Source organism: Comamonas sp. MYb21, from assembly GCF_037479395.1.
In the GTDB taxonomy this organism is placed as follows: domain Bacteria; phylum Pseudomonadota; class Gammaproteobacteria; order Burkholderiales; family Burkholderiaceae_C; genus Comamonas.
Map to the genome: position 1 here is coordinate 145,429 of NZ_JBBGZC010000002.1, position 16,272 is coordinate 161,700.

The 16,272-nt window shown below is 63.4% G+C and carries 13 protein-coding genes; 1 reads left to right on the top strand and 12 read right to left on the bottom strand.

What is annotated here, in order from left to right; all coding sequences use genetic code 11:
- Positions 1 to 12: 12 nt before the first annotated feature.
- The gene (locus WH367_RS03600; protein ID WP_339534296.1) at positions 13 to 1,269 is read left to right on the top strand and encodes a Zn-dependent hydrolase; all 1,257 of its coding nucleotides are present in this window, start codon (positions 13 to 15) and stop codon (positions 1,267 to 1,269) included.
- A 137-nt stretch (positions 1,270 to 1,406) separates the two neighbouring features.
- On the opposite strand, the gene groL is transcribed toward WH367_RS03600, so the two are convergent.
- From groL to WH367_RS03660, 12 genes are all read right to left on the bottom strand, one after another.
- Complete coding sequence (gene groL / locus WH367_RS03605) at positions 1,407 to 3,050, bottom strand: chaperonin GroEL (RefSeq protein ID WP_339517284.1); 1,644 nt, start codon at positions 3,048 to 3,050, stop codon at positions 1,407 to 1,409.
- Between the two features lie 136 nt (positions 3,051 to 3,186).
- The gene (locus tag WH367_RS03610) at positions 3,187 to 3,477 is read right to left on the bottom strand and encodes a co-chaperone GroES (RefSeq protein WP_021025779.1); all 291 of its coding nucleotides are present in this window, start codon (positions 3,475 to 3,477) and stop codon (positions 3,187 to 3,189) included.
- Positions 3,478 to 3,801: 324 nt separating this feature from the next.
- On the bottom strand, positions 3,802 to 4,482 hold the full coding sequence (locus tag WH367_RS03615; RefSeq protein WP_027010630.1) for a TetR family transcriptional regulator C-terminal domain-containing protein: 681 nt from the start codon (positions 4,480 to 4,482) through the stop codon (positions 3,802 to 3,804).
- Between the two features lie 148 nt (positions 4,483 to 4,630).
- The gene (locus WH367_RS03620; protein WP_339534299.1) at positions 4,631 to 5,554 is read right to left on the bottom strand and encodes a hypothetical protein; all 924 of its coding nucleotides are present in this window, start codon (positions 5,552 to 5,554) and stop codon (positions 4,631 to 4,633) included.
- A gap of 195 nt (positions 5,555 to 5,749) precedes the next feature.
- The gene (locus WH367_RS03625) at positions 5,750 to 6,877 is read right to left on the bottom strand and encodes a ribonucleotide-diphosphate reductase subunit beta (protein ID WP_445228063.1); all 1,128 of its coding nucleotides are present in this window, start codon (positions 6,875 to 6,877) and stop codon (positions 5,750 to 5,752) included.
- A 59-nt stretch (positions 6,878 to 6,936) separates the two neighbouring features.
- Positions 6,937 to 9,840, bottom strand: a complete 2,904-nt coding sequence (locus tag WH367_RS03630) for a ribonucleoside-diphosphate reductase subunit alpha (RefSeq protein WP_339534300.1) — start codon at positions 9,838 to 9,840, stop codon at positions 6,937 to 6,939.
- 432 nt (positions 9,841 to 10,272) lie between these two features.
- The gene (gene ampD, locus WH367_RS03635; RefSeq protein ID WP_339517453.1) at positions 10,273 to 10,869 is read right to left on the bottom strand and encodes a 1,6-anhydro-N-acetylmuramyl-L-alanine amidase AmpD; all 597 of its coding nucleotides are present in this window, start codon (positions 10,867 to 10,869) and stop codon (positions 10,273 to 10,275) included.
- A gap of 74 nt (positions 10,870 to 10,943) precedes the next feature.
- Positions 10,944 to 12,458 (bottom strand): sigma-54-dependent transcriptional regulator, encoded by a 1,515-nt coding sequence (locus WH367_RS03640; RefSeq protein WP_339534302.1) that lies wholly within the window; start codon positions 12,456 to 12,458, stop codon positions 10,944 to 10,946.
- A complete protein-coding gene (locus WH367_RS03645) occupies positions 12,455 to 14,152 on the bottom strand; it encodes an ATP-binding protein (protein WP_052329916.1) in 1,698 nt (565 codons plus the stop codon). Before WH367_RS03645 ends, WH367_RS03640 begins: the two co-directional genes overlap by 4 nt.
- A 3-nt stretch (positions 14,153 to 14,155) precedes the next feature.
- Positions 14,156 to 14,392 carry a PP0621 family protein gene (locus WH367_RS03650; RefSeq protein WP_021026462.1) on the bottom strand — a complete coding sequence of 79 codons (237 nt, stop codon included), beginning with the start codon at positions 14,390 to 14,392 and terminating at the stop codon, positions 14,156 to 14,158.
- 6 nt (positions 14,393 to 14,398) lie between these two features.
- A complete protein-coding gene (locus WH367_RS03655) occupies positions 14,399 to 15,205 on the bottom strand; it encodes a cytochrome C assembly family protein (RefSeq protein ID WP_339517289.1) in 807 nt (268 codons plus the stop codon).
- A 110-nt stretch (positions 15,206 to 15,315) separates the two neighbouring features.
- Positions 15,316 to 16,242 (bottom strand): diguanylate cyclase, encoded by a 927-nt coding sequence (locus tag WH367_RS03660; protein ID WP_021026460.1) that lies wholly within the window; start codon positions 16,240 to 16,242, stop codon positions 15,316 to 15,318.
- Between the last annotated feature and the right edge of the window lie 30 nt (positions 16,243 to 16,272).

A 16,272-nucleotide genomic window follows, 5' to 3' on the forward strand; every position in this document is an offset into this window, starting at 1 on the left:
AGGAGACCAAGCATGGACACGAAAGTGAAGACCGATACCAGCCAGCTGCGCATCAATGGCGACCGGCTCTGGGCATCGCTGATGGAGCTGGCCCAGATTGGTGCCACCGCCAAAGGGGGCGTGTGCCGCCTGGCCCTGACCGACCTGGACCGCCAGGGGCGCGACCTGGTGACACGCTGGGCCAAGGAGGCGGGCATGACGGTCACCATCGACAAGATCGGCAATGGCTTTATGCGCCGCCCGGGCCGCAACAACAGCCTGCCGCCGATCATGACCGGCAGCCATATCGACACCCAGCCGACGGGTGGCAAGTTTGATGGCAACTATGGGGTGCTCGCCGGCATCGAGGTGGTGCGCACGCTCAATGACCATGGCATCGAGACCGAGGCGCCCATCGAGGTCGCGTTCTGGACCAACGAGGAGGGCTCGCGCTTTGTGCCGGTGATGATGGGCTCGGGCGTGTTTGCCAAGGCCTTCAGCCTGGAGCATGCCTATGCCGCCAAGGATACCGACGGCAAAACCGTGCAGGACGAGCTTGCGCGCATCGGCTATATCGGCCCGCAGGAGCCCGGTGACCACCCGATCGGCTACTACTTTGAAACCCATATCGAGCAGGGCCCGGTGCTGGAGGACCATGACAAGACGATTGGCGTGGTCACCGGTGTGCTGGGCATCCGCTGGTATGACTGCACCGTCACCGGCATGGAGGCGCATGCCGGCCCCACGCCGATGGCGCTGCGCAAGGATGCCTTGCAGGTTGCCACCCAGGTGATGCAGGAAGTGGTGGCCTGCGCGCACCGCCACCCGCCGCACGGGCGCGGCACGGTGGGCATGGTGCATGTGCACCCCAACAGCCGCAATGTGATTCCGGGCGAGGTGAAATTCAGCATCGACCTGCGCAATGCCACCGATGCCGACTGCGAGTCCATGGACCAGGACATCCGCGCGGTGGCCGCGCGCATCAGCGACGAGACCGGCCTGCCGATCAAGATCGATCTGGTGTCCAGCTACACCGCCCAGCCCTTCAACGCCGATTGCATCGATGCCGTGCGGCGCGGCGCGCAGATGCTGGGTTACTCGCACATGGATGCCGTCTCCGGCGCCGGCCATGATGCCGTCTATATGGCGCGCCTGGCGCCTGCGGGCATGATCTTCATCCCCTGCAAGGATGGCATCTCGCACAACGAGATTGAAGATGCCAAGCCCGAGCACATCACCGCAGGCTGCAATGTGCTGCTGCATGCGATGCTGGAGCGCGCCGGCCGCTGAGTCGGTGCGGATGGACTGGCTGAGCCAGAGACGATAAAAAACCCGGCCACCTTGACGGTGCCGGGTTTTTTGGTGTCTGGCACCAAGCCCGCAAGCTTGCTTGCAGGCTTGATGGTGCGCTATGACAGCCGGGGCAATTACATGCCCATGCCGCCCATACCACCCATGCCGCCCATGTCGGGCATCGCAGGTGCTGCGTCAGCCTTGGGGGCTTCAGCAATCATGCACTCGGTGGTCAGCAGCAGCGAAGCCACGGACGCAGCGTTTTGCAGCGCGGTGCGGGTCACCTTCGTTGGGTCCAGGATACCCATTTCCAGCATGTCGCCGTAGGTGTCGTTGGCCGCATTGAAGCCGAAGTTGCCCGTGCCCTTGAGCACGGCATCGACCACCACCGATGGCTCGCCACCGGCGTTGGCCACGATTTCGCGCAGAGGCGCTTCGATGGCCTTCATCACCAGCTTGATACCAGCGTCTTGCTCGGCGTTGCCGGTAGCCAGCGCGCCCACGGATTGCTTGGCGCGCAGCAGAGCCACGCCACCACCGGCCACGATGCCTTCTTCCACAGCAGCGCGGGTAGCGTGCAGGGCGTCTTCCACGCGGGCCTTCTTTTCCTTCATTTCGACTTCGGTGGCAGCGCCCACCTTGATCACGGCAACACCGCCGGCCAGCTTGGCCACGCGCTCTTGCAGCTTTTCACGGTCGTAGTCGGAAGTGGCTTCTTCGATCTGAGCGCGGATTTGCTTCACGCGGGCTTCGATTTCAGCAGCTTGGCCAGCACCGTCGATGATGGTGGTGTTTTCCTTGCCGATTTCGACGCGTTGGGCTTGGCCCAGGTCTTCCAGGGTCACCTTTTCCAGCGACAGGCCCACTTCTTCAGCGATCACCTTGCCGCCGGTCAGGATGGCGATGTCTTCCAGCATGGCCTTGCGGCGGTCGCCGAAGCCTGGAGCCTTCACAGCCACAACCTTCAGGATGCCACGGATGGTGTTGACCACCAGGGTAGCGAGTGCTTCGCCTTCGACGTCTTCTGCAATGATCAGCAGAGGACGGCCGGCCTTGGCCACGGCTTCGAGCGTAGGCAGCAGGTCACGGATGTTGCTGATCTTCTTGTCGAACAGCAGCACGAAGGGGTTGTCCAGAATCGCGGCTTGCTTTTCTGGGTTGTTGATGAAGTAGGGCGACAGGTAGCCACGGTCGAACTGCATGCCTTCAACGACGTCGAGTTCGTTGTCCAGCGACTTGCCTTCTTCCACGGTGATCACGCCTTCCTTGCCGACCTTGTCCATCGCGTCAGCAATGATCTTGCCCACGGATTCGTCGGAGTTGGCGGAGATCGAACCGACTTGGGCGATTTCCTTGGAGGTGGTGGTGGCCTTGGATTGCTTCTTGAGCTCTTCCACCAGGGCGGCGACAGCCTTGTCGATACCGCGCTTCAGGTCCATCGGGTTCAGGCCAGCGGCCACGTACTTGGAGCCTTCGCGCACGATGGCTTGGGCCAGCACGGTAGCGGTCGTGGTGCCGTCACCAGCGATGTCGTTGGTCTTGGAGGCCACTTCCTTCACGAGCTGGGCGCCCATGTTCTGCAGCTTGTCCTTGAGTTCCACTTCCTTGGCCACGGACACACCGTCCTTGGTCACGGTAGGGGCGCCGAACGAACGCTCGAGCACCACGTTACGGCCCTTAGGGCCCAGGGTCACCTTGACGGCGTTAGCCAGAATGTTCACGCCTTCAACCATGCGTGCACGTGCTTCACCGCCGAATACTACGTCTTTTGCTGCCATTTTTGGCTCCTAAAATCTGAATCAATGGGGCTGCTGGAGCGCATCTTGCGCAAGGGTCAGCAGCTATGAAAACTGGGAGAGTTTGCCCGGTCAGGGCATCGAGCGCGCTGCAGCCATTCGCAGCAGCGCCACTGCATTACTTCTCTACGACAGCGAACAGGTCTTCTTCTTTCATGACCAGCAGTTCGTTGCCGTCCACCTTGACCGATTGGCCGGAGTACTTGCCGAACAGCACGCGGTCGCCGACCTTCACGCCCAGGGTGATGGACTCGCCCTTGTCGTTCTTCTTGCCTGGGCCAACGGCCAGCACTTCGCCTTGGTCTGGCTTTTCAGCAGCGTTGTCGGGGATGTAGATGCCCGAAGCGGTCTTGGTTTCGTTTTCCAGACGCTTAACGATCACGCGATCGTGCAGAGGACGCAGGTTCATAACAACTCCTTCAATATCAATACCAGGTTTTGATGAAAGATGGCCCGGCAGATGCCGCGCCAAATACGCAAAAATTTCTGAGAAGTGGTGGTTTTAGCACTCTACCCCTTCGAGTGCTAATAATAAGGTCATTTGATGACAGTTCAAGACTGCGGGGGCTAAAAAATCCAGGGGGCTGTGCTGTCGGATCGCGATCCCTCAGCACTGGATTTGCGCAAGCATCGATGGATGCTTGGAATGTTGCTATCAAATTTGGATATGTACAGGCAAATGCGACATGCAGCACGGGGGACAAGCGCTGCACCAGGGGCCGCAGGTCCTTGTTCAATCGGGCAGTTCGATCTTGAGCGTGGCCGACAGCATCTGCACCAGCAAGGCCTCGGCCTGGGCGAAGTCACCTGCGTCCAGTGCGGCCTTGTTCTGCAGCAGCGCAAACTGGGTTTGCTGGTCGACATAGCCTTGGGTGATGGCCCAGATGCTGAACATCAGGTGCTGGAAATTGACCGGCGCGATCCGGCCTTGCCCGGCCCAATGCGCAAACGCTGCCACATTGGCTGCCAGCAACGGTGCGATGCGCTCGCGCACCGCAGAGGCGGCAAACGGCGCGCCGGCAATCATCTCCTTGGTGAACAGCTGGCTGCCATAAGGGCGGGTGCGCGCAAACTCGAATTTCTCGCGGATGTACTGGCGGATCTGCTGGGCCGGCTCGCCGTCCTTGGACAGGCCTGTCATATGGCCCAGCCAGTCATCGATCACCGAGGCCAGCACCGCCTGGTACAGCGCCTCTTTGCTGGGGTAGTAGTACAGCAGGTTGTGGCGGCTAAAGCCTGCGTCCTGCGCGATCTGCTCCAGCGGTGCACCTTCAAAACCCAGCAATGCGAAATGCCGCTCTGCCGAGCCCAGGATCATGTCAATCTTGCGCAGACGGGCCGCACTGGGTTTGCGTGCCATCGCGGCAGTGGCTGCATGCGCGCTGGCTGGCGGTGTGGGAAGGGCATCATTCATGAGCCCGTATTGTCTGGCATTTGGGAGGCCTTGTAGCCAGACATGAAAAGCGCCGCACGACAGACAAGAAAAAAGGCAACGCATCGCGTTGCCTTGGTGACCAAGCGGTGCCTTGCGGCACCCGGGCAGGTTGCCCGGCTTGGTGGTCTTATTGTGGGCGGCTGTTGGTGGGGAAAGGCCAAGCAGCATTGGTGCTGAGCACGGTCTTGACAGGCTCTGCAGCAGCAGGCGCAGCAGCCGCTGGGGCCTTGGCAGGAGCGGCAGCCTTCTTGGCGGGAGCAGCCTTCTTCGCAGGTGCTGGAGCCTTGGCAGCAGCAGGGGCCTTGGCAGGAGCAGCGGCCTTCTTGGCGGGTGCTGGAGCCTTGGCAGGAGCGGCAGCCTTCTTGGCTGGAGCAGCGGCCTTCTTGGCTGGAGCAGCAGCCTTCTTAGCTGGAGCAGCAGCCTTCTTAGCAGGAGCGGCAGCCTTCTTCGCAGGAGCGGCAGCCTTCTTCGCAGGAGCAGCGGCCTTCTTAGCTGGAGCGGCAGCCTTCTTGGCAGGAGCTGCAGCCTTCTTGGCTGGAGCAGCGGCCTTCTTGGCAGGAGCTGTAGCCTTCTTAGCTGGAGCGGCCTTCTTGGCAGGAGCTGCAGCCTTCTTGGCAGGAGCAGCAGCCTTCTTAGCTGGAGCGGCAGCCTTCTTCGCAGGAGCAGCAGCCTTCTTCGCAGGAGCAGCAGCCTTCTTCGCAGGAGCAGCAGCCTTCTTCGCAGGAGCAGCGGCCTTCTTGGCGGGAGCAGCAGCCTTCTTGGCAGGAGCTGCGGCCTTCTTCGCAGGAGCGGCAGCCTTCTTCACGGCAGTCTTGGCAGCTGCGGTGGATTTGGTTGCGGGCTTGGAGGCGGCCTTCTTGGCGGCTGGCTTAGCAGCGGCCTTTTTGGCGACGGCCTTGGCAGCAGGCTTTGCAGCTGCCTTGGTGGCGGCTGGCTTGGCAGCGGCCTTGGGCTTTGCAGCTGCCTTGGGGGCGGCTGCCTTGGTTGCAACTGCCTTCTTGGCAGTTGCCTTGGTGTCAGCAGTTTTCTTGCTTGCTTTGGACGTTGCCATGCTCTTCTCCTTCGGGTCAATTTAGAAAGCAGACTTCATGCCTGATTGAATTCGACACGAAGTTTTGATAGCAAACTGAATTGTGCATCAGCTGCTAGCAACTGGCATAGTGCAAACCTCAATAAAGACGCCAAATTTCACAGTTTTCTCTCAGGAAAACCACATTCTGACGGGGTTTGCACATCAAGGTCGGCGTCAATCCCAGGAAAGCGCGCCACCGGACTGGTATTCGATGACCCGTGTCTCGAAGAAATTTCGCTCCTTTTTCAGGTCGATCATCTCGCTCATCCACGGGAAAGGGTTGTCCTCGTTGGGGTACAAAGCTTCAAGGCCGATCTGCGTTGCGCGGCGGTTGGCGATGTAGCGCAGGTAGCCTTTGAACATCGATGCGTTCATGCCCAGCACACCTCTGGGCATCGTGTCTTCGGCATATTGGTATTCAAGTTCGACTGCTTGAATAAACAAGGCCTTGATCTCGTCCTTGAACGCGGCGGTCCACAGCTGCGGGTTCTCCAGCTTGAGCTGGTTGATCAGGTCGATGCCGAAGTTGCAGTGCATGGACTCGTCGCGCAGGATGTACTGGTACTGCTCGGCTGCGCCCGTCATCTTGTTCTGGCGGCCCAGCGCCAGGATCTGCGTGAAGCCGACATAGAAGAACAGACCCTCCATCAGGCAGGCAAAAACGATCAGGCTCTTGAGCAAGGTCTGGTCGGTCTGCGGCGTGCCGGTCTGAAAGTGGGGGTCCATGATCGCCTCGATGAAGGGGATCAGAAACGCATCCTTGTTGCGGATCGAGGGGACCTCGTTGTAGGCGTTGAAGATCTCGGCCTCATCCAGGCCCAGCGACTCCACGATGTACTGGTAGGCATGCGTGTGGATGGCTTCCTCAAAGGCCTGGCGCAGCAGAAACTGGCGGCACTCCGGCGCAGTGATATGGCGGTAGGTGCCCAACACAATATTGTTGGCTGCCAGCGAATCGGCGGTGACGAAAAAGCCCAGGTTGCGCTTGACGATGCGGCGCTCGTCCTCGGTCAGGCCATGGGGCGATTTCCACAGCGCGATGTCGCGCGTCATGTTGACCTCTTGGGGCATCCAGTGGTTGGCGCAGGTGGCCAGGTATTTCTCCCAGGCCCATTTGTATTTGAAAGGCACCAGCTGGTTGACATCGGTCTTGGCGTTGATGATGCGCTTGTCGGCGGCATGGACGCGCTTGAATGTGGCGGCTGGGGATGCGGCAGGCGATGCAGAGGGCGAGGCCGCCGTGGTGGCCGGCGCGGCTGGTGTGGCCAGCGCGTCCATCGAATCTTCTTCAAAGCTCAGCATGGATGAATGCTCCTGATAGGGGGCCGCAGTTGCGGCCAAGTTCAGACGGTCAGCGAGGTCTACTGGCAGGCTTCGCAGCCGGGGTCATCGATGGCGCAAAAGCGGATGTCGGTGCCGGGCGCGGCGGACTGCGATGCAGCAGCGGCGGCGTTGGCGACAGCCTGGGCAACGGGCGAGGCATGGCTGCTGGGCACGGCATTGAGCACGCGGCTTTGGATGGTGGATTTCTCGGCCTGCGTGGCGCTGGTGGTGCGCAGGTAGTAGGTGGTCTTGAGGCCGCGCACCCAGGCAAGCTTGTAGGCGTCGTCGAGCTTCTTGCCCGAGGCCCCTGCCATATAGATATTGAGGCTTTGCGCCTGGTCTATCCATTTCTGGCGCCGCGAGGCCGCTTCCACCAGCCAGACCGGATCGACTTCAAAGGCCGTGGCATACAGCGCCTTGAGTGCATGGGGCACGCGGTCGATGGGGCGCAGCGAGCCATCGAAATGCTTGAGGTCCATGACCATCACATCGTCCCACAGGCCCAGCGCTTTGAGGTCGCGCACCAGGTACTGGTTGATCACGGTGAACTCGCCCGAGAGGTTGGACTTGACCGAGAGGTTGCCAAACGAGGGCTCGATCGAGGCATCGACACCGACGATATTGGAGATCGTGGCCGTGGGCGCAATGGCCACGCAGTTGGAGTTGCGCATGCCGTCCTGCGCGATCTTGCGGCGCAGTGCCTCCCAGTCCAGCTGCATGCTGCGGTCGACCTGCACATAGCCGGCCTGGCCGCGCGCCTGGGCAAGCAGGTCCAGCGTGTCCAGCGGCAAAATGCCTTGGCTCCAGAGCGAGCCGGGGTAGCTGCTGTAGACACCGCGCTCGCGCGCCAGCTCGGTCGATGCCCAGTAGGCGTAGTAGCAGACCGCCTCCATCGAGGTATCGGCAAACTGCAGGGCCGCATCGCTGGCGTAGGGAATGTGCAATTGGTAGAGACTGTCCTGGAAGGCCATGATGCCCAGGCCCACCGGGCGGTGGCGCAGGTTGGAGTCGCGTGCCTTGCCCACCGCGTAGTAGTTGATGTCGATGACGTTGTCGAGCATGCGCATGGCCGTCGTGATGGTGCGCTTGAGCTTGTCATGGTCGAGCGCCAGGCCGCCTTGGCCGTCGTCTTTCAGGTGGCGTGCCAGGTTGACCGAGCCCAGGTTGCAGACGGCGGTTTCCGTGTCGCTGGTGTTGAGCGTGATCTCGGTGCAGAGGTTGGACGAGTGCACGACGCCGGCATGCTGCTGTGGGGAGCGCAGGTTGCAGGCATCCTTGAAGGTGATCCAGGGGTGGCCGGTCTCGAACAGCATCGATAGCATCTTGCGCCACAGATCGACCGCGGGCACGGTCTTGCTCAGCGCCAGCTCGCCGGTCGCGGCCCGGGCCTCGTAGGCGGTATAGGCCCGTTCAAAGTCCTGGCCAAAGCGGTCATGCAGATCGGGCACATCGGAGGGGGAGAACAAGGTCCACAGGCCTTTTTCCATGACCCGTTGCATGAACAGATCGGGGATCCAGTGGGCGGTGTTCATGTCATGGGTGCGGCGGCGGTCATCGCCGGTGTTCTTGCGCAGCTCCAGAAATTCCTCGATGTCCAGGTGCCAGGTCTCCAGGTAGGCGCAGACGGCGCCCTTGCGCTTGCCGCCCTGGTTGACCGCCACGGCCGTGTCGTTGACCACTTTGAGAAAAGGCACCACGCCTTGCGACTGGCCATTGGTGCCCTTGATGCGGGCGCCCATCGCACGCACGGGGGTCCAGTCATTGCCCAGGCCACCGGCGAACTTGGACAGCAGCGCGTTTTCGCGGATCGCATCGTAGATGCCGCCCAGGTCATCGGCCACGGTGGTCAGGTAGCAGGACGACAGCTGCGAGCGCAGGGTGCCGCTGTTGAACAGGGTGGGTGTGGACGACATGAAGTCAAAGGACGAGAGCAGGTCATAGAACGCGATGGCCCTTGCATTGCGGTCGTCCTCCTTCAGCGCCAGGCCCATGGCCACGCGCATGAAGAAGGCCTGGGGCAGCTCGATGCGCTGCTGGCCTACATGCAGAAAATAGCGGTCATACAGCGTCTGCAGACCCAGGTAGTCAAACTGCAGGTCGCGCTCGGGCTGGAGGGCGGCAGCCAGGCGCGGCAGGTCAAAGTCCAGCATCTCGGGGGCGAGCAGTTCATGTTCCACCCCTTGCGCGACAAAGCCGGGGAAGCTGCTGCGGTAGGCCGCGCCCATGTCGGCACTGCTGACGTCCTGGCCCATCACCTCGCGCGTGATGGTGTGCAGCAGCAGGCGCGCGGTGACAAAGCTGTAGTCCGGGTCTTTTTCGATCAAGGTGCGGGCGGCGAGGATGGAGGCCTTGAACACCTCGTCCATGTGGACGCCGTCATAGAGGTTGCGCAGGGTTTCGCTCAGGATGGGCGCGGGGTCGACATCCTGGCCCAGGCCCTGGCAGGCTGCGGCAATGCGGTCATGGAGCTTTTTGACATCGAGCAGCACCTGCTGACCCCGGTCCTGCACATGCAAGCTGGCATGGGCGGGCGTGTGCTGGGCCTGGAGCTGGGCGCGCTCCTGGTTGCGGCGCTCGCGGTACAGCACATAGGCACGTGCCACCTCATGGTTGCCGCCGCGCATCAGACCGAGCTCGACCTGGTCCTGCACATCTTCGATATGGAAGGTGCCGCCGCCCGGGCGCGAGCGCATCAGCGCACGCACCACCGTGTGGGTCAGGTTCTCGACCACTTCGCGCACGCTGGCGGATGCCGAGCCCTGGCTGCCATGCACGGCCAGAAAGGCTTTCATGATGGCGGTGGTGATCTTGGGGGGCTCGAAAGGGACGACTGCTCCGTTGCGCCGCATGATCTGGTAGTCCGGCAGTACGGTAAATCCATCCAGGGTGCGCGAGCTGGCGGCCGGGGCGGACCGATGCTCGGAAAGCGAAGCAGCGCTCATGATGTCCTCTCTGTGGTGCGTGAAAAGCCGGAGAAACAGCGCTGGGCATACCGGTACCACTGAGCCGCCGGCAACCACCTCACACTACATGTAGTGTTTTATTAAGCGCTGGACACTACCTGTAGTGTATGGCGCATTGCAGGCTTTGTGTGTAGTGCTGATGACCATGCTGCGCAGCAAAACGGCGGCAACTGCGCATGGCGTGGTGGTTTGCGCCTGCAAACCACCGCTGTGTGTGTGTTTCTGCGCCATCTGCGTTGCAGAGCCTGCGTAAAACATAGGCATTGCATCTGAAAAAATTTTTTTCAAATGTGGAAAATTGCCGTGTTTTTTGTGGCGTACATGCCTTTCATTGCATGCGAATGAAAGGGGATGCCGGGCAGATGCAGGCGGCTTTGAACAGGTTCTTAGAGGCTTGGGCTATAGCCCGATTTAGAGGCCGAGCGATGCGGGAAACATCGATCGCGGCCAGGCCAGATCCTGCTGCAGCTGGGGCCAGAGAAAGCCGGGACCCGGGTCGTTCTTGCGGCCCGGCGCAATGTGCTCATGGCCGGCAATATAGGCGATCGCATACTGCGCGCGGATCTGCTGGCACAGCTGCACCAGGCTCTCGTACTGGGCGGGCTCGAAAGTCTCGCCCTCCAGGCCTTCGAGCTCGATGCCGATGGAGTCGTCATTGCAGCGCGGCCTGCCGCGCCAGAACGATTGGCCGGCATGCCAGGCGCGCTGGTCGGCGCTGACAAACTGCCACACCAGGCCTTGGCGCGTGATGAAGAAATGCGAGGACACCTGCAGGCCCCGGATGCTCTGGAAATAGGGGTGGGCATCCCAGTCGAGCTGGTTGGTAAAGAGGCGCTGCACATCCCCCGTGCCGTAGATGCCCGGCGGCAGGCTGATCGAGTGGACGACCACCAGATCGGTGCATGCCCCCTCAGGCCGGGGGCCGAAATTGGGCGAGGGGCAGTGCGTGGCCGTGCGCAGCCAGCCGTCTTGCCAGAGCGCTGCCTGCGGCGCGCTGGTGGCGTGCATATTGGCATGAGGCGCAGCGTGGGGGTGCGCGCCAGGCGGTGTCTCGGGCAGGTCGTGGGGCATGGCGGCGGGCCCTAGGGCTGCATCCCATCGCTGGGGTCATGGATCTGCAGCCGCTCCATGCGGTAGCGGATCTGGCGCAGGCTGATGCCCAGGCGGTTGGCCGCAGCGGTGCGGTTAAAGCCAAACTCCTGCAGCGCACGCACGAGGATGTCGCGCTCGATGCCATCGAGCCAGGCCTGTAGATCGGCGGGCAGATCCTGTGGCGGCGCAAAGCCGTGGAGGCGCTGAGGCGCGACGGCTGCGGCCTGTGGCGCGGGCGTGGGCTGCCCATAGGCAGGCGCCGGCTCTGCTGCCTGGCTCTGCGCGGGCGAGGGACGCGTGGCATCGGCCCGGGCCGGCTCCACATCGAGAAGAGCGCCATCGCTCAAGGCGACCGAGCGCAGCAACAGGTTTTCCAGCTCGCGCACATTGCCCGGCAGCGCGTGGCCCGCCAAGGTGTGCAGCGCCTGGGCGCTGAGCTGGGGTACCGGCTGGCCGCTCTCGCTGGCGATGCGCTCGAGCAGCGCCTGGCACAGCGCGGGCACATCTTCGCGGCGCTCGCGCAGCGGCGGGATGAAGATGTCAATGACGTTGAGCCGGTAGTACAAGTCCTGGCGAAAGCGCCCGGTCTGCACATCGGCCGCCAGATCGCGGTGGGTGGCGCTGACGATGCGCACATCGACCGCTTCTTCCTGTTGCGAGCCCAGGGGCCGCACCTTGCGCTCCTGGATCGCACGCAAGAGCTTGGCCTGCATCGACAGCGGCAGCTCGCCGATTTCATCGAGGAAGAGGGTGCCACCATGGGCGGCCTGGAAAAAGCCTTCACGGTCCTGGTTCGCGCCGGTGTAGGCACCTTTGCGGGCACCAAAGAACTCCGCTTCGAGCAGGTTCTCGGGGATGGCGCCGCAGTTGACGGCCACCATCGGCCCGCTGGCCCGCTGGCTGTTGCGGTGCAAGGACTGGGCCACCAGCTCCTTGCCGGTGCCCGATTCGCCGCGCACCAGAATGGGCGCCATGCTGCCGGCCACCTTGGCAATGCGCTCGCGCACCTGCTGCATCACAAGGGACGGGCCGATCAATTCGCGCTGGGCCGGGAGGGCTGACCGCGCGGGCGTGCCCGGCTGCGGCGCCGCTTGAGACGCGGGCTGCGCCAGGGCCAGCGCAGCGGCATCCTGCAGCCCCTGGCTGGCAGAGGCCACCACCTGGCGAAACTGCTTGAGGTCCACTGGCTTGGTCAGGTAGTCAAACGCGCCTTCGCGCAGGGCCGCGACGGCATTGTCGGCCGAGCCATAGGCGGTCATGACGATGGCGCGCTCGCTGCGGCCCTGGCTGCGCAGGTCCTGCAGCAGCTCCATGCCCAGGCCATCGGGCAGGCGCATGTCGGTGATCAGGATCTCGAAGCGGCGCTGCTGCAGCTGGGCGCGGGCTTCCTGCACCGAGCCGGCCGTGTAGACCCGGTAGCCTTCGCGCAGCAAGGTCAGCTCATAAAGGGTTCTGAGGTCGGGCTCATCGTCCACGACCAGAACAGTGGTGTTTTCAAAACTCATGCCTGGTGGATCAAATCAGTCTGCTGGGGATGCGCGGGGCTGGCGGCCCTGCGAAACTGCACAATAAAGGCATTGCCCTGTGCCAGCTCGGGCAGCGCTGTGCTCTGCCTTTCGTAGCGGATCATAGCGCCATGGCGGGTGCACAGCTCGCGGCAGATGTACAGGCCCAGGCCGCTCGATCGGCTCTCGGACGAGAAGAAGGGCTCGAACAGGTGCTTTTCAATGGTCGGCTCGATGGGCGCGCCGTCGCTCCAGACCACCAAGGTGGTGGTGCCCGTGAGGCTGCTGTGGGTGCTGACGCGCAAGGAGTCTGCACAGTCCCGGCGGTAGCGCTGGCCGTTGTTGAGCAGGTTGTAGAGCAGCTGGCGCAGGTGCCCGGTGTCAAAGGCCACCAGGCTGTCCTCGGCACTGAGCGACAGCGCCACGGTGTGGGCGGCAGGGGCCAGTGCCATCCAGTCATGGCAGATGTGCAGCACGCTGTCATTGAGGGCAATGGAGTCGCCATCGCCGGGCTGGATCTGGTTATGCACGCGGGCAATGTCCAGGATATCTTCGGCAATGCGGCCCAGGCGCTGGGCATTTTGCTCGACCATATAGGTCAGGCGCTTCTGGCCCGGGTCGGTCAGCTCCTCATCGAGCAGCGCATTGGCCTGGGTGATGGCCGTCAGCGGGTTGCGGATTTCATGGGCGACAGCTGCGGACATGCGCCCCATCGCCGCCATTTTCTCGGTGCGCAGCCGCGCCTCTATCTCGCGCAGGTCATGCAAGAACACCAGGCACAGCGGGTCATTGTCATGGCTGCCAATGGTGCCGAAGGTGGGCAGCGGGTGGGTCAGCCAGGTGCGCACATGCAGGCCGATGGGGGCCATCTGCGGCGCGGTCAGTGCCAGGTCTTGCGAGAAGGGCTTTTGCTCGGCAAAGGTCTGGGTGACCTGCTCGACCACACCGCGCCAGGCGGGCAACTGCGCCAGCGCCAGCGGCAGGTGGGGGTGGCCCAGCAAGGTCATGGCAGCCGGGTTGGCAATACGCACCTGCAAGGCCTGGTCGGCCACCAGCACGCCATCGGGCAGGTTCTGCAGGATGAGCGCATTGATCTGCTCTTGCTGGTTGGCCGCAGCGGCATTGCGCAGGCCCTGCAAGGTCTCGCGCTCCACCCGCGAGGCGAGCAGCCGCACAAGAATGCCCACCAGAAAATAGGCCGCCCCGGCGAGCCCCGCTTGCACCGTGTTCTGCGTGCCATCGGGGTCAAACACCGACAGGCGAAAGCTCAGCGACTCGACAATCAGGAAGATCGTGATGTAGGCGCAGCTGCCCAAGGTCACCAGCCAGCCGCCCAGGGTGCCGGCAAACAGCACCGCCAGGCCGAACATCGGCGTCAAGGTGTAGGTACCGGTTTTGGTCACCTCCAGCAGCGAGATCAGCAGCAGATCCATGCCGATCGTGGGCAGCCAGGCATAGACGCGGCGCTGCGGTGGCGGCTGGTGGCTGAGCGCGGCATACAGCATCGCCGAGATGCCATAGGCGCCCAGCAGCGCCAGCTGCGACAGCAAAGGGCCCGATTGCGCCGGCGTGATGGCCATGGCGCCCAGCGCCAGCAGCAGGGCCACAAAGACGCGGGCCACCAGGTAGCCGCGCCACAGGCGCTTGAAGGGGGTTTCCATCAACGCCAGCGCGGCCATCGTGGCGATGCCCAAAGCCTAGCGCTGGCCAGGCGGCAGCGCCTGGGCGAGATGGGCTTGCGAGCAGTAATGTGCGCCCTGGTAGCCGATGGCATCGGACTGTGGCAGGTGCACGCCGCAGTGCGCGCAGTGCACCATGGGCTCGGGTTTGGCCAGGCCTTTTTTGGGCGGTGGCGGCGGCGCGTTCTTGACCCGTTGGCTGCGCCACATGTGCCAGCCCACGGCCAGCACCAGCAATACCAGCAAATACTTCATGGCAGCTCAGTGTTTCAAGATGACTTCAAGGACAAAGCGCGAGCCCACATAGGCCAGCAGCAGCAAGGTGGCGCCCACATAGAGCATGTTGACGGCGCGCTGCCCGCGCCAGCCAAAGCGCTTGCGGCCCACCAGCAGCACGGCAAAGGTCAACCAGGCCAGCATCGAGAACACCGACTTGTGGTTCCAGACCCAGGCCTTGCCGTACAGCGCCTCGCCAAACCACCAGCCGGCCAGCAAGGTCGCGGACAGCAGTATGAAGCCGGCCGTGACAAAGCGGAAGGTCAGGCGCTCCAGGGCCAGCAGCGGCAGACCGCCGTCGTGGCTGCCATCCTGGCGCATCTGGCGCTCGGCCCGGGTCATCAGTGCAGCATGCACGACGGCGGCGGCAAACAGGCCATAGGAGGCAATGCCCAGCGCCAGGTGCAGCGGCAGCCAGGGCGAGGCATTCACATGCAAAGGGCTGCCGGGGTAGACGCCGGCCAGCAGGACCGCGATGCAGCCCATGGCCGACAGCGGCCAGCGCGAGCGCAGCTGCGGGTAGAGCTGCTGCTCGACCACATACACCGTCAGCACCAGCCAGGCGGTGACGGACAGCGCCGGCGCAAAGCCGAAATGGGGCGTGTCACCCACCAGGCTCCAGCCGATGGCCGCCAGGTGCAAGGCCCAGGCCGCGCGCAAGCCCAGCCGTGCGCTGGGCTCCTGCAGGCGTCGGGCCGCAAGTGCGGGGATGGCGTAGGCAATGGCTGCAGCAATGGCCAGCGCCCAGCCGATGGGGCTGGTGCTGGCTGCGGCAAAGGCGGGAGAGAGCATGCCCGCTATCATAGCTGCGGCGAAAGGCCTGTGTGCTCTGCGCGGGCGCTAGCGCCTTGCCATCTGCCGGCTATTGCCAGCGATCAACCGCAGAGCCTGCCCAGCGCGCGCTATATGCCGACGCTGGTCGCGCAGACCCGGTTGCGGCCGCTGGTCTTGGCCTCGTACAGCAGTTCATCGGCCCGGCGCAGGCAGTCCTCCAGGCCGTCGGTCTGGCCGCAGTGGATGGTCAGCACCCCGCAGCTCACCGTCAGCTCTGGCGCGGTGGTGGAGGCCGCATGGGCAATCGCCATCGTCTGCACTTCCTGGCGAAAGCGCTCCACCACGGCCACGGCATCGGCGTGGCCGGGCAGGATCAGCGCAAACTCCTCACCGCCAAAGCGGGCGGCCAGGTCATAAGGGCGGCGCGCATGGCGCGCCAGCGTACCGGCTACTTGCTTGAGCGCCTCATCGCCTTGCACATGGCCATAGTGGTCGTTGTACAGCTTGAAGTGGTCGATATCGATCAGCGCCAGGCCCAGCGGGTCGTTCCTGCGCAGGCACAGGCGCTGGCTGCGCCGCAGCATGTCATCAAAATGCCGGCGGTTGGCCAGGTTGGTCAGGCCATCGACCTGCGCGAGGCGCTGCAAGGCTTGGCGCTGCAGCGCCAGGTCGATCTGGTTGCGCACCCGCACACTCACCACTGCCGGGCGGATGGGTTTGGAGACATAGTCGGCCGCGCCCAGGCGCAGGCCATACTCCTCGGCCGCAGCATCGCTTTGGCCGGTGATGAAGATGATCGCAATGCCGGCCGTCGCCTCCTGCTTTCTCAACTGGGTCAGCACCTCATAGCCATTCATGCCGGGCATGCTGACATCGAGCAGCACCAGCAGCAGCCGGTGCGATTCGCGCGTGGCGATGGTCAGCGCACTGGGGCCGTCCTTGGCCAGCAGCACGCGGTACTGCTGGCCCAGCAGCTCGGCGAGCATGGAGCGGTTGACGCGCTCGTCATCCACAATCAGGATGGTGGGTTGGTCGTTATCGGGCTCAGCTTGCATGGTGCGATGGTAGGGGGTCTAGGTCTCAAG